Below are 13160 nucleotides of genomic sequence, written 5' to 3' on the forward strand. Positions count from 1 at the left end.
CTCACTCCTTCGCTTCCTTTTGGGTATTGCACCAGGTGGCAATAAAGCGGGCCATGATCTGGGCAAAATGAACAAGCTGGTCAGAATCAATTGATTCATCGACGGCATGAGCATGCGTGAGCTCACCAGGCCCGAATAGGACAGCCGGAATGCCTGCATGCGCAAACCAGCCTGCATCGGTCACCGTAGGCGACATGTTAACGATAGGTGTTTGATGCATGTGACTTTCATATGCGGATTGCAGCGTTACCAACCCCGGATGCTTCGTATCCAACTCCAGTGAAGGGAAGATTTCACCGCGCTCCTCAATCATCGAACGTCCACCCCAGCGGAATGTTGGAGGATTGTCTCTCAGCCAAAGATCTGCGGCAGCCGCACGCCCGACGTGATCCTCGATCTCTCGAATAATCTCTTCGTAGGATTCGTTCGGATAAAAATGAACGGTAATCCATAGGGCGCAACGGTCTGCGATGAACGCAGCGTGCCGGCCTCCCTCGATGACTGCAGGATTGATCGTATTGCTGCCTGGCGGGAATCCGGGATAAGACTTCATGACAGCCCAGTCCCGCTCCAGCTCCTGTAGTGCGGTGATCACCTTCGTCATTTTTTCAATGGCAGAAGCTCCCCGGACGCGTCCGCCTGCATGAATGGTCTGTGCACGCATTCCGTCATGCAGCGTCGTCGGACTTTCAATCGTGATCCAGCCTGTAATGACCCCGCCCTGCCCTTGCATCTGCAGATTGCTCGTGTCCACTACAACGGCGTAGTCAGCCTGATAGCCACGCTCGATAGCGACCAATGTCCCCGCTTCACCCGCTTCTTCTCCGATGACGGATTGAAAGAGCAGATCTCCCTGGAGCTCCACTCCGTGTTCGCGCAGCATTTGGATCGCAAACAAGCTTGCTGCGAGTCCGCCTTTCATATCCGCAACTCCACGGCCGTACAAGCGCCCATCCTTGCCGTGTGTCAAAGCAAAAGGTGGATAGGTCCACCCGGTGTCATCACCGACTTCAGCCACGTCGATATGCCCGTTGACGATCAAGCTGTTTGCGTAGGTTGAGGCACTCCCTGATAACCGACCGACAATATTGTCGTCTCCCGGATATACCGTCCAGCGATCTACCTCGAATCCCATCGCTTGCAGCCTGTCGGCGATTGCTCCTTGTGCGGCATCGCTATTTCGCGCGGGAGGACTCACAGTCGGATGAGAAACGAGCTCTGCCAATAAAGCGAACAGCTCTTCTTTGCGGCTGGCGATCGATTCTACCGCTTCTGTCAGTCGATCCACGCTACTCAATCATCCCTTCGACCGGGCTGCTCGCGGACGCGTAACGCTTTTTCGCGATACGACCTGCCAAGAAGCCTTTGCGACCTGCTTCCACGCCGAGCTTCATCGCTTCTGCCATCAGAACTGGATTGTCAGCGAGAGCGACGGCTGTATTCAACAAGACACCATCAGCACCCAGCTCCATCGCTTTCGCGCAGTCTGCCGGCGAGCCAATTCCTGCATCTACGATAATCGGTACTTTGGCATCCTCAATGATAAAGCGGAGGTTGTTTTCGTTGACAATCCCTTGTCCGGAACCAATCGGCGACGCTCCTGGCATAACCGCATGTACGCCAACCTCTTGCAGTCGTCTGGCAAGAATCGGGTCGTCATTGGTGTAGGTCAGCACGATAAAGCCTTCTTCCACCAAGATTTTCGAAGCCTCGAGCGTGCCAATCGGGTCAGGGAGAAGTGTTTTCGGGTCTCCAATAACCTCGACCTTGATCATGTCACACAGCCCAGATGCTTTAGCCAAACGGGCAATGCGCACTGCTTCTTCTGCTGTATAGGCACCTGCTGTGTTTGGTAGCAGGGTGAATTTTTTCAAATCCAGTTGTTCCAAAAAGTTCGGTTCTTGCGGATTTTCCAAATTTAAGCGACGAATCGCAAAGGTCAAAATTTCTGCTTCCGACACCTCTACCGCTTTCCCCTGTGTATCCAAATCAGCGAATTTACCTGTCCCGAGAAGCAAGCGGGAGCGAAACTCGTACGATCCAATTTTCAATGTATCCATCATGATGATCATCCTCCTCCAACAAAATGAACGATTTCTATGCGATCTCCGTCTGCAATCGGTGTTTGCTCGTACGCTGAGCGATCAATAATTTCACCATTTCGCTCAACGACGACAATCTTCTCTTGCAGGGAATAAGAAGCGAGCAAAGCCCGCACTGTCGTGATCTCTTCCGCCAACTCTACTTTTTTCCCATTCAGCTGAACAATCATGGATTACCTCCTTCTACTGGAAAAAAACGGCTTCTCCCGCCTGCCTGAGTCGATTCAGACAAACAGAAGAAGCCGTATACCCATCCCATCTCCCCGGACGAATGGCATAAAAAAACCATCCGCCTCGGATGGTTGAGTGTCATCTTATCATACATGCGCACAAACAAGCATAGTTCCGCTCGGATGCGACACGTGATACTGATTCCAAATACCTCTTCCTCCGCTGGCATGACCCAGGTCAGGTTCAACGGTCAGTAACACACTCGTCACAATCTCAGCCAACGTTGCTTGGCCCCCGTTTGGTAGTAAAGCTATGCAATTATTGTACATTCGAGTACTACAGTACCACTCTATTTCGTGTTTGTAAAGGCTTCCTTGTGCATCTTTTCCAGCTCAACGAGACAACGTTCTGCCCAAGCTGCCATTTTCGAAAGCTTTTCCATTTCTCTCTCCATCGCTTGTCGGACAGATTCCTTGTAGTCTGGAATCGCTCCATTATAGCGAATGAGCCCTTGGACAGGCGTCATGAATTTTTCCATGTACGACAGTGCTGGACGCTGGTGAAACAGCGGCACATCTACTTCGTAGGAAGAATGCAAATCTCCTTGCGTCGGGAATTTGGTAACTGCCAGCACCTTAACCAGCAGCTTCGAATCGTGGATTTCCAATACTTCTGCAATATATTCACCCGTTCGCTGCGCAACGCGAACGATATCTCCCGGATTCCAGTTCATCGCGGTCTCCTCCATTTCTTGAATCGAATGCATTTACAACAGTGAGGCTTCCAGCAGTTTGCGTGCATGCAGTAATACTTCTTCCGCATCCACTACTGCCTGACCGCCACCCTGTGCCATGGCAGGATTTCCCCCACCTTTTCCGTTAATGATCGGCAAGGTTTCTTTCAACACTTGATTGATGGCTACGTTGACATCTTGACCACGACCAAACACGATTTGCATTTTGTCTTCGGTAGTAGCAGCCAAGAGGCAAATCGCATCTGGCGCCAGAGCAGTAGCCAGTTGTGCGAACTGCTGAAGCTGTTGAATGGTTTTGTCTGAGAAGGTACACATAATGAGGCGCGACTGACCGAGTTGGCTAGCAGTAGCTAGTTGTTGATTGACTTCTACTTCCAAGAGCTGCTTATCCACTTCTGCCAATTTTGCCTTTAAGGTGTCGCGTTCTGCAAGGAGGCGTTCTGTCTGTGCGATCAGTTCGCCTTCATTGGTAGCGAGCAGCTTCGCTGTATCACGAACGACAGCTTGCTTTTGGTTGTAGTCCCGCAAAGCTCGCCAGCCACAGATGAATTCCAGACGAATGTTTCCACGATGTCGCTCCCAGCCCAAGATCTTGATCATCCCGACTTCGCCCGTGCGCGCAGGATGTGTCCCTCCACACGGATTGTAATCAAACTCAGGAATCATCACGACACGAATATTTTCGGTCACAGTCGGCTGTTTTTTCAAGGGCAGCGTTGCCAATTCCTCGTCATCAACAAACCGTGCAAGGATGGGATGGTTTTCCAAAACAATCTGATTCGCGCGCTTTTCTACCTTTTCCCATACTTCTGTTGTCAACTCATCCAGTCGTACATCAATGGTGATGCGTTCTTTTCCCAAGTGAAAGGCAACGGTCTCCGCTTGCACAACTTCCAGGAAGGACGCGGATAAAATGTGTTGGCCAGCATGCTGCTGCATGTGATCGAAGCGGCGGTCCCAATCGATGTACCCCGTTACTTCCCCTATGCTTTCGGACAAGGGAGCCTCCAGTCGATGACGAATTTCACCGTCTACCTCTTCCACATCTACCACACGAATCTCTTCCAATACACCCAGGTCGGAAGGCTGTCCGCCTCCAGTAGGGTAAAAAGCCGTTTGATTCAGTACCACGTAAGGTGTCCCATCTTGCTCGACACCAGTTTTTGTCACCTGGGCCGAAAACGTTCTTGTATAGGCATCCTGATAATAGAGTCTGTCGTCCATCGTTACTCCTCGCTGCATGGAACCATGGTTCCAGCCTGATTCTCCCACTTGGGGGCAAAACAAAAAACGTATGTATAAAGCTTAGCCAAACAAGTGATCCATTTGTTTTTCGCGCTCTTGGCGCTCCTCTGGGCTTGCCAGGTCATACTTTTTCAATAAATGAAACAGCTCGTTTAGACGCTCTTGGCTGAGTTCGCCATTCAACTGATTTTTGAATTGACTCACACGCAACTCTGATAAATGTGGAGCTTGCTCTGCCAGTTTTTTGAGTACATCCTCATGGCTGTGATCCAATTTGCATTCTCCCATGATTTCTCCCCTTTTCCTTCCTGTCATCTTCATCATACCATGATTTTTCATTCAAAAAAAAGGCGTACAACCCGCGGTGGAATGTACGCCAGATGACTATGCACGTTTACGGACGCGAAAGTTCTCCTCGATCAACAGCCAATTTTGCGGAAATGGCAAACCGAGTTTCCAGTAGCTGACGCCCCTCAAACCGAGCTGTTTAACCAGATTGAACTTGGCTTGAATCGACCGCGCATCCTCAAACCATACCCGATGTTGCTTGCCTTGATCATCGGTGTACGTAAAAAACGGAGCCTGCGCGCGATAATCATATCGAATGACGGCATTATGCCGCGCAGCCAAAGCAATTGCCGCTTGCGGACTCAACGCTTTCGCTGTCGTCCCTCGCTCGTACGGTAAGGTCCAGTCGTATCCGTACAAATTTTGGCCCATCAAAATTTTATCAGCTGGTATTTCGGTAATGGCGTACTGCAAGACACGCCGCACCGGTCCAATCGGAGAAACTGCCATGGGAGGACCACCACTATAGCCCCATTCATACGTCATAATCACGACAAAATCGGCAAGCGCTCCTATCGCCTTGTAATCATGGGCAGAATACCATTTACCTGCTTGCACCGCACTCGTCTTCGGAGCGAGCGCAACAGACATCATCAACCCAGCCGCATGTATACGTCCCCTTGCTTTTCGCAAGAAGTTCGCGTACTCTTCTGCACCTGTTGTAGGCAAGGCTTCCAGATCAAAATGGATATCCCCCATTCCCAGCTCATGGGCGGTCGCGAGAATATTATCCAGCAATTTGTTCTGGAGTTCTTGATCGTTCAAGATGAGTGCGCCCAATTCCGTACTGAACTGACCTTTTTCCAAATTCGTCACGACCATCATAAGGAGGACTTGGTTTTCTTTTGCGATCGCTGGAAAATTGCTCAGATTTGGTCGTTGGAGGGTTCCATCCCGTTTGATGCGAAAGCTGAAAGGTGCCAAATACGTAAGATGAGGGGCAGCCCTGCGAACATCCGCTTCCATCGCGGGTGGGACAGTGCGGCGCGGTTCCACATACGCATTGAAATCAGCCGCTCGTCTAGGGCGAGGCGGGATATATAGCTTTTGCCCAACTTGTAGCGGTTTATAGGGAGAAATCCCATTGACCCGAGCAAGCTCTGCTGCGCTGATATGGTTACGCTGACCGATGGTATACAACGTATCTCCTTGTTTGACCCAATAGTAGCTTCCTACAATCGGGATCACCATCGCCTGTCCGATTGCCAGTTTATTGGGATCTGGTAATTCATTCGCCTTATCGATCGCTTCCGGCGTTGTGCCGTACGTCTCGGCGATGCTCGCTAAGGTTTGTCCTTCTTCCACCACGTGGATTTGCATACGCCTCCTCCTTCGCATTTCTTCTCTCTCTGTCATATTCATGGCGAAGGGAATAGGTGTATGTCTAGGCCAAAGGTTTCAATACATCGTATAAAAATCCAACGGACTGGATGGCATAATGCCGTGCTACCAATTCGTTTCGTTGAAAAATAAGCAAGGCGGGGACGCTGGTCACTTGCCATTGTTCTGCCAATGCAGGCGCCGTATTAATGTTAATCTGATACAGAGGAACGGTAGGCAATGCTTCTTGCATGATGCCGAGCATACGTGCTGCGAGCTTGCAGGTCCCGCACATCGGTGTATAGACAAAAAGAGCGACCGACTCTTTTTCTTGCAGGTATTGGATCAGTTCTGTTGAGGTTAGTTCTTGCAAGTCGTTCACTCCTTTCAATCTCATCGGACATGTTCATTCATGCTAGACCCACTGATTGTAGCTGTCAACAGCGTGATGCACAGGCTTCGTAAAAAATGGATAGCCAATTGAATGTAAAATTTTGGTGCAGAATTCATTATTTTTGTATAATATAGCTAAAATTCGTTACGTTAATCTCAAAAATACGTTGAGTGTGGATTGGTATGCGTTTTTTCAGCTATTTGTTTCATGATCGAAAAGATAATGTCAGAGCGTTTCTTCTATTTGCCTGTTTTTTCGTGTTTTATTTGTCGATGAATGTGCCTTTTCTCACTTATATGAATCAAAACATCGCTGTTCTTGCCCCGATCAGCCCTTTTTACGGCGTTCCATTTACGCTTAATCTGTTTAATTTTGACCCGACGCTGTACTATAGCTCTAACAACCCGACGGTGATCCATCCGTTTATCAATTTGATTTCTTTTCCTTTGGCTTATTTATCGGAATTTTTCAAGGAAAACTTCTTCTTCGCAGTGGTTCAATCGATCATGAACGCGCTCGGCGTTGTAATGGTTTACTACTACCTGCGGAAGGGATGGAATAGCTTCTATACCCCATTGCTTTTTGCCGTATTTTTCGGGACGGCCTCTTATCAAATTTTCACGGCAATGATTCCCGATTCCTATCCGTACGCGCAGTTCGTCATTCTATTATCGGTACTTTACACGCAGTACAGCCGTGCGGAAAAGAAATTGGCTGTGTGGCCCAACGCTTCATTCGCCCTCGTCAACTTTGGTGTCACCTCAAAGCGATTCATACCGGAGGGTTCATCTACACGGCTCCGTTCTCGTTTTGCAAGCATTGGAAAGCTCTGTATATGCTCGTTATCAGTCCTGTACTGACCCCAGACATCACGCTCGTCGATCCAAAACCGGGGATGGTCGCATTCGCTACGAACCTCACGCTGCCGTATCCATGGTATGTGCATGTCATCGGCTTGACGCTGATCACTCTGGCTATACTCGGTTTCATCAAAGGGATTCGTACACAAGAAGCCTGGTCGCTCGCCGCTTATATCGGGTTTGCTTTCGTGCTGCACATTGTAATAGGGTTCGGACTCGCCACGTTTACATACGATTTGTACTTGTATGCCGGACATTACTTCTTCGCCTTTTTCCTGCTCGCCGCGCGGTTCATCATGCATCTTCGCCATGTGAATGTAAAAAAGACATTACTCGGTCTTATCCTATTGTTCGTCATTGTGACGTTGGGCAACAATGTCGTGAAGCACGATGAGGCTTTGCATGTGATTGAACGGTCTTATGCACAAATGAATAAAGCGAGTAAGTAAATGAGAAGCTGCTTCATGAAAAAATGTTATCAAAAACTGGACGTGAGATATGCAAAGTGGTGAGTTTTGGTACTTTTATTGCCTTTCTATTTGTTTCGCTCGGTATGGTTTGTTCTCCTGGCCCTAACATGATTTACCTCATTTCCCGGACGATTTCACAAGGTCGCAGAGCTGGAGTCATCTCACTTCTTGGTGTCATACTTGGATTCGTGATTTACATGATCGCCACTATGCTCGGTCTCTCTGCTCTTTTCATAACGGTTCCGTTCGTTTACGAATCAGTCAAGTGGGTCGGAGCTGTCTACCTGCTTTGGCTCGCTTGGAATGCAGTAAAACCGGGTGCGACTTCCATTCTCAAGCCTGATACTCTTTCTATTGAACCACCGAAAAAGTTATTTCTAATGGGATTGATGACAAATCTACTGAACCCCAAAATTGCTATTTTGTATGTTTCACTCTTGCCTCAGTTTGTAGATCCTGCGCGGGGTTCGGTGCTCCTGCAAAGTGCTGCTTTAGGTCTCACACAAATAGTGGTCAGCTTTACGATTAACCTGCTTATTGTTCTTGTAGCAAGCAGAGTTGCTGTCTGGTTTGGTACACGACCCACATGGCTACGGGTGCAGCGTTGGCTAATGGCAAGTGTCTTGACAGGTCTTGCTGCTAGTCTTGCTTTCGATCGCAGATAGTGGTCCATACTTTCAGTGAATAGCAACCTACAAAAAAGTAGACTACAAGCAATCGTTGCCGTAGTCTACTTTCTCTTTCGTCAAACTCAACGCTTAACGCGCAATCGTTGTCTGAGCCAGCTCTTCGGTCACGGTACAGACCGCACTCGAATCCCAGCTACCTTTGCCTTGTGCTTTGGCTGCCTCATACATTTGTGCAACCGTTCCTCCAACGAGTACAGGAACTTGCTGTTCACGTGCGGTTTGCGCATAGAGCTGCAAATCTTTGTGCATATGATCCAAGGAGAAGACTGTATTTTCATACGTACCGTACAAGATGTTAGGTCCAAAAACGGAGAGCACACGATTGTGGGCAGAGCCTTTATCCATGACGGCTGCCAGCTTGTGTGGATCAACGCCAGCTTTTGCTCCGACACTGAACGCCTCGCCCAACGCTGCTGTAATGACTGCAACGACAGAGTTGTGACAAAGCTTCGCCACTTGTGCAGCGCCGGATTCCCCCAAGTAAAAAATTTCCTTTCCAATTGCTCTGAGATAGTCCATGATTTCTGGAAGCCTTGTCTCATCACCGCCGACCATAATGGTCAACGTTCCGGCCGCAGAACCCGCGGGTCCCCCACTCACCGGACAATCATAATAGTAGATCCCTTTTTCTACGCCTTGCTGATTCAGACGTTTTGCTGTTGCAGGATCGATCGTACTGGTATCAAATACGAAACTGCCAGCCCCTAATGATAAGAAAAGTCCGTCCGCACCCAGCATGACTTCCTCAACAATCGCAGGACCTGGAAGCGAAGTGAAAACGACACGTGCTACGCTACCCACTGCCAGTGGAGACTCGACGACCGTCGCTCCTTTTTCCTTTGCCCAGGCTTTTGCTGCCGGACTTGGATCGTAGGCATACACGTGGTAGCCTTTTTGCAACAGATTGCAGACCATCCCTTTTCCCATTGCACCAATGCCGATCACACCAATCGCTTCCATCTTCGCTCCTCCTGCTTTCCCTATACTTATGGCCGAATATAAACCGTTTTTGTCTCGACGTAAAAATCGAGCGCTGATTCCCCTTGCTCTCTCGGACCCAATCCAGATATCTTTTTCCCGCCAAACGGAAACTGTGATTCAAAATGAGTCGACGGCATATTGACATGCGTGACACCTGACTGAATCCCTTTGACAAACTGGAAAGCTTTTTGCAAATCGTTCGTAAAAATCGTGGAGGACAAGCCAAATTCCACCTGGTTAGCCACTTGCATAGCATGTTCGAAAGAATCCACATCGATCACGGCGATCACAGGGCCAAAAATTTCTTCGTTGGCAATCGTCATCTCCTGTGTGATGCCGGTAAACACCGTCGGCGCGACGAAATAGCCTTGGGCAAGATCACCATCTACCAGGCGCTTCCCTCCGCATTCCAGTACGCCGCCTTCTTCGATGCCCTTTTGTATATAATGAAGATATAAATTGAGCTGATGCTCGTCCACTACTGGACCATTATGATTGTCTGGATCGAAACCATTCCCGATTTTTAAGCCCTTCGCCCGCTCGATCAGTTTTGCTTTTACTTCTTCGGCTACTTCGGGAACAACCAATACGCGACTGGTCCCCGTACAACGTTGGCCATTATCGAAGAATCCGCTCAGTACGATGGAATCGATAGCGAGGTCAATATCGGCGTCCGCGAGAATAATCGCCGGATTTTTCCCGCCCATCTCCGCCTGAATCTTCCCTCCTCTAGCTCCAACTGCTCTCCCCAAGGCAAGTCCCACTTCAGACGAACCCGTAAATGAAATCCCTTTGACCAGTGGATGATTCGCTAATTCATCCCCGATTACTGCACCTGGTCCTGTTACCAAATTCACAACGCCACTTGGAACGCCACTTTCAATTAGGAGCTCTACTAGCTTTACACTAATCAAGGAGGTGTTGCTTGCTGGCTTGAACACCACTGTATTACCTGCGAGGATGGCTGGAACGATCTTCCACAAGCCAATCCCCAACGGAAAATTCCATGGAGCAATAATCGCGAAAACCCCGATTGGCTCTCGTACCGTGTAACCCACTACCCGTTCATCAAAGGAAGGGACCGTTTGACCTGTCAAGCGAGTCGCTTCTCCGGTCAACTGCTTCATGGAAGTGATTGTCTTGGCAACCTCACCTCTCGCTTCCCGCAATGTTTTCCCGACTTCACGGGTGATCGTTTCTGCGAGCTCTTCTTTGTGTTTTTCCAATAAGTGAATGAGGGAGAACAAGAATTCTCCACGTGTGGGAGCCGATTTTTGTGACCATTCACCAAAAGCATCGGCAGCAGCTTCAATGGCAGAACGCGCATCTAGCCCGTCCGATTTTTGAAAATAACCGAGAACCTCATTCGTATTGGCAGGGTTCGTGCTAGGGAAAACCTGTCCAGTATGGCTCGTCACCCAAGCTCCGGCGATGTAGTTATTGTAAGTTGCTGTCAAATCGTCTCCCACCTTCCGCTTCATATAGGAGTATTGTATCTAGCGAAAATTATGAATACAATGTATATACAGATACTTATTTCCAGATACAAATGTGTATTTCTCTATATGGAGGACACGTGGATGAATTCTTTTTCGCTCCTGCTTGAAAAGCTGCATGAATGGTTTGGTGATCAGCCTTCTTCTATCTGGTTCCAATTTTCGCGTGATCGACATTTTCGGCTTATTTTCTCCTCTTTTCACGAAAACGCTACCACAATTATTCCCCCTATGACTGTACCTCACTGTGATAGCGATGCGAACGATAAGCGTTATACCTATGAGTCCCTTCCCTCCCAACAAATGTACCGTTTTTTCTACGAAAACGAAGGACAAGCTGTTATCTGCCTTGGACATAAAGCAAACCAACCGGTCATCCTAACCGCTGACCAATGGGACCTATTGTGGTTCGGCATTCGTCTGTTGTTGGCAGAAGAAAAAATGACTGCCAAAGCGGAGGAAAGCAAGAAGCTTTTTGAAGGGATTCGTTCCATATCTGCTACTCTCGACGTTGACCAAATCATTCGTGGAATCATTGGTAATGCACTGGCTGTTATCCCGGCTGCAGACGCAGGCCTCCTGCACTTGTATGATCCCTCTATCGACCGATTGATTCCGAAAGCGACTGTCGGTTTTTATGATACCGTGTTCAAAGACCTCAAAATGCGAGTAGGAGAATCCATCGCGGGCAAAGTGTTCGAGGACGGAATCCCACGTATGTACAAAACCAGCCAAGAAACAGCCCATGCAATGAAGGATATCTCTGCTGATAACTTTCATTCTCTGAACCACGCAAAAGCATTGCAAGACTTGAATGGGTTGTTATGTGTTCCAATATCACGTGGAGAAAAACGGATTGGTGTACTTGTCCTGCATCAATTTCATCAAGAAAATGTGTTTACGGAGTACGACCTTGACCTCCTCCAAGGCTTCGCAGACCAAACTTCCATCGCCCTGCAAAATGCCGAGCTCTATGCGGAAGTCAAACAAGCGTATGAGCATATGGCTGCCATTAGCGCGCAACTGCAAGCCAAGCACGATGATTGGATTCAACGCAACCATATCCATGAATCCATCAAGCAGTTGTCCCTGCAAAATAAAGGGGCGGAAACAATCGTAAAAACCCTCAGCAAAATGACCGGACATCCCATCTATTTTGCCGATTGGCTTGAGCAAAAAATGTATCCTGAAAAGAGTCTTTTATTTTTTAGCTGGGATGAACTGTATACATTGCTGAACAAAAGAAGACAGCCTGTTTCCGTCAACCTGTTCTCGCCCGCTTCTGGTGACGATCAACGATTCTGTCTGTATCCACTAATCAATGGAAGCATCTTTCTCGGATGTCTCATGCTTCCCGTAGACGAACGCGGGCTATCTGATCTTACACGTATGACGATCGAACAAGGGAGCGCTGTGCTCATACTTGATTTGGTGAAAAAGCAATCGATCAGCTCTGTGCTGTACAAGCGTGCACACGATCTTTTTCAAGAATTGATCGTAAGCAAAGGCAATGAACTGTTTGACCGCGCCCATTCGATGGGGTTACAGCCACAAGCAACATACTACGTGATCTATGCCCATCTGACGCAGTGCCACGACCTGGCATTGCTAGAAGCAAACATTCACCGACTCATTACCCGTTTCAAATGGGCGTTCAACAAAACACAAATGTTTGTTTACGGATTCCACAACCATGTCACCCTCCTCATCCGGACTCTCGGCTCCCGAGATGGAAAGGACATCCGGGAGAGGCTGCAACAGGCGTACGATGAGTGGGAACTTGGCAAGGAAGCATCGTTATCCATTGGCGTGGGAAGTATGGCAAGCGGGATTGAGCAAATCAGCAAAAGCTACGAAGAAGCCAAGAAAGCCGCTCTCTACCTGACCAACCGCAGCCGTTCTGGTGTGGTTCACTATAAAGACCTGGGTATCAATCGCCTCATGCTGAACCAGAGTCAAGCCGATATTGATGCATTCATTCATGATGTCTTTGCCCCCCTCTGGCAAGACCCGGAAAAATATGAGGAATGGGAACAGACGATCATCACGTATATGAAATGCAGTCAATCCCCTCAACTGACTGCCAAAGAGCTGCACATACACGTCAATACGCTGTATCAGCGTTTGCGCAAAGTCGAGGAGCTTCTTCATATCGATTTGCGAGATCCGGAAGACTTGCTAAAATTACAGCTCGCTTGTCATTTGCGCCAGGAAGGATAAATCGAAATAGGCAGGAGTAGCTTCAGACGGGAAAAGTCCTGAGCTACCACTGCCTTTTTTCTTTACAAAGATTTTTCGCGTGTTCGGATAAAGTGTTTACCATAATTTTG

The 13160-nt window shown here is 48.5% G+C and carries 14 protein-coding genes and 1 riboswitch; of the genes, 4 read left to right on the forward strand and 10 right to left on the reverse strand.

Annotation, left to right across the window (positions count from 1 at the left end; genetic code table 11):
- Position 1 precedes the first annotated feature (1 nt).
- From BBR47_RS15675 to BBR47_RS15710, 8 genes are all read right to left on the reverse strand, one after another.
- A complete protein-coding gene (locus BBR47_RS15675; protein WP_015891395.1) occupies positions 2–1297 on the reverse strand; it encodes an acetylornithine deacetylase in 1296 nt (431 codons plus the stop codon).
- Positions 1290–2063 carry a thiazole synthase gene (locus BBR47_RS15680; RefSeq protein WP_016743633.1) on the reverse strand — a complete coding sequence of 258 codons (774 nt, stop codon included), beginning with the start codon at positions 2061–2063 and terminating at the stop codon, positions 1290–1292. Before BBR47_RS15680 ends, BBR47_RS15675 begins: the two co-directional genes overlap by 8 nt.
- Before the next feature lie 5 nt (positions 2064–2068).
- Entirely contained in the window at positions 2069–2272 is a 204-nt protein-coding gene (thiS, locus tag BBR47_RS15685) for a sulfur carrier protein ThiS (protein WP_007729348.1), read from the reverse strand.
- A gap of 198 nt (positions 2273–2470) precedes the next feature.
- Positions 2471–2581: riboswitch (TPP riboswitch) on the reverse strand.
- Between the two features lie 41 nt (positions 2582–2622).
- Positions 2623–3006 carry a kinase-associated lipoprotein B gene (locus BBR47_RS15690; RefSeq protein WP_015891398.1) on the reverse strand — a complete coding sequence of 128 codons (384 nt, stop codon included), beginning with the start codon at positions 3004–3006 and terminating at the stop codon, positions 2623–2625.
- A gap of 33 nt (positions 3007–3039) precedes the next feature.
- Complete coding sequence (locus BBR47_RS15695) at positions 3040–4251, reverse strand: alanyl-tRNA editing protein (RefSeq protein ID WP_015891399.1); 1212 nt, start codon at positions 4249–4251, stop codon at positions 3040–3042.
- A gap of 81 nt (positions 4252–4332) precedes the next feature.
- Positions 4333–4560, reverse strand: coding sequence for a hypothetical protein (locus BBR47_RS15700; RefSeq protein WP_041749457.1), 228 nt, complete (start codon positions 4558–4560; stop codon positions 4333–4335).
- Between the two features lie 96 nt (positions 4561–4656).
- On the reverse strand, positions 4657–5940 hold the full coding sequence (locus BBR47_RS15705) for a LysM peptidoglycan-binding domain-containing protein (protein WP_015891401.1): 1284 nt from the start codon (positions 5938–5940) through the stop codon (positions 4657–4659).
- Between the two features lie 64 nt (positions 5941–6004).
- Positions 6005–6313 (reverse strand): thioredoxin family protein, encoded by a 309-nt coding sequence (locus tag BBR47_RS15710; RefSeq protein ID WP_015891402.1) that lies wholly within the window; start codon positions 6311–6313, stop codon positions 6005–6007.
- A 203-nt stretch (positions 6314–6516) separates the two neighbouring features.
- Here BBR47_RS15710 and BBR47_RS31590 point away from each other — a divergent pair, with 203 nt between their 5' ends.
- Genes BBR47_RS31590 through BBR47_RS15720 form a run of 3 tightly spaced genes read left to right on the forward strand, consistent with a single transcriptional unit; the run spans position 6517 to position 8329 of the window.
- Positions 6517–7194, forward strand: a complete 678-nt coding sequence (locus BBR47_RS31590) for a hypothetical protein (protein ID WP_050763835.1) — start codon at positions 6517–6519, stop codon at positions 7192–7194.
- Positions 7170–7643, forward strand: a complete 474-nt coding sequence (locus BBR47_RS31595; protein WP_050763836.1) for a DUF6080 domain-containing protein — start codon at positions 7170–7172, stop codon at positions 7641–7643. Before BBR47_RS31590 ends, BBR47_RS31595 begins: the two co-directional genes overlap by 25 nt.
- Before the next feature lie 56 nt (positions 7644–7699).
- Entirely contained in the window at positions 7700–8329 is a 630-nt protein-coding gene (locus tag BBR47_RS15720; RefSeq protein ID WP_041749458.1) for a LysE family translocator, read from the forward strand.
- A gap of 93 nt (positions 8330–8422) precedes the next feature.
- On the opposite strand, the gene BBR47_RS15725 is transcribed toward BBR47_RS15720, so the two are convergent.
- Both BBR47_RS15725 and BBR47_RS15730 read right to left on the reverse strand, forming a co-directional pair.
- Complete coding sequence (locus BBR47_RS15725; RefSeq protein WP_015891406.1) at positions 8423–9313, reverse strand: NAD(P)-dependent oxidoreductase; 891 nt, start codon at positions 9311–9313, stop codon at positions 8423–8425.
- Between the two features lie 26 nt (positions 9314–9339).
- Positions 9340–10815: an aldehyde dehydrogenase family protein gene (locus BBR47_RS15730; RefSeq protein ID WP_015891407.1), complete on the reverse strand. Its 1476-nt coding sequence runs from the start codon at positions 10813–10815 to the stop codon at positions 9340–9342.
- 99 nt (positions 10816–10914) lie between these two features.
- Between BBR47_RS15730 and BBR47_RS15735 the strand changes: the two genes are divergently transcribed.
- On the forward strand, positions 10915–13050 hold the full coding sequence (locus BBR47_RS15735) for a helix-turn-helix domain-containing protein (RefSeq protein ID WP_041749459.1): 2136 nt from the start codon (positions 10915–10917) through the stop codon (positions 13048–13050).
- The last annotated feature ends 110 nt before the right edge of the window (positions 13051–13160 follow it).

The organism is Brevibacillus brevis NBRC 100599, from assembly GCF_000010165.1.
In the GTDB taxonomy this organism is placed as follows: domain Bacteria; phylum Bacillota; class Bacilli; order Brevibacillales; family Brevibacillaceae; genus Brevibacillus; species Brevibacillus brevis_D.

Coding starts and splice junctions, on each gene's coding strand:
- BBR47_RS15700 (WP_041749457.1), bottom strand. CDS start 4,560: ATGGGAGAATGCAAATTGGATCACAGCCATGAGGATGTACTCAAAAAA.
- BBR47_RS15725 (WP_015891406.1), bottom strand. CDS start 9,313: ATGGAAGCGATTGGTGTGATCGGCATTGGTGCAATGGGAAAAGGGATG.
- BBR47_RS15690 (WP_015891398.1), bottom strand. CDS start 3,006: ATGAACTGGAATCCGGGAGATATCGTTCGCGTTGCGCAGCGAACGGGT.
- BBR47_RS15695 (WP_015891399.1), bottom strand. CDS start 4,251: ATGGACGACAGACTCTATTATCAGGATGCCTATACAAGAACGTTTTCG.
- BBR47_RS15680 (WP_016743633.1), bottom strand. CDS start 2,063: ATGATGGATACATTGAAAATTGGATCGTACGAGTTTCGCTCCCGCTTG.
- BBR47_RS31590 (WP_050763835.1), top strand. CDS start 6,517: ATGCGTTTTTTCAGCTATTTGTTTCATGATCGAAAAGATAATGTCAGA.
- BBR47_RS31595 (WP_050763836.1), top strand. CDS start 7,170: ATGCTCGTTATCAGTCCTGTACTGACCCCAGACATCACGCTCGTCGAT.
- thiS (WP_007729348.1), bottom strand. CDS start 2,272: ATGATTGTTCAGCTGAATGGGAAAAAAGTAGAGTTGGCGGAAGAGATC.
- BBR47_RS15705 (WP_015891401.1), bottom strand. CDS start 5,940: ATGCAAATCCACGTGGTGGAAGAAGGACAAACCTTAGCGAGCATCGCC.
- BBR47_RS15735 (WP_041749459.1), top strand. CDS start 10,915: ATGAATTCTTTTTCGCTCCTGCTTGAAAAGCTGCATGAATGGTTTGGT.
- BBR47_RS15730 (WP_015891407.1), bottom strand. CDS start 10,815: ATGAAGCGGAAGGTGGGAGACGATTTGACAGCAACTTACAATAACTAC.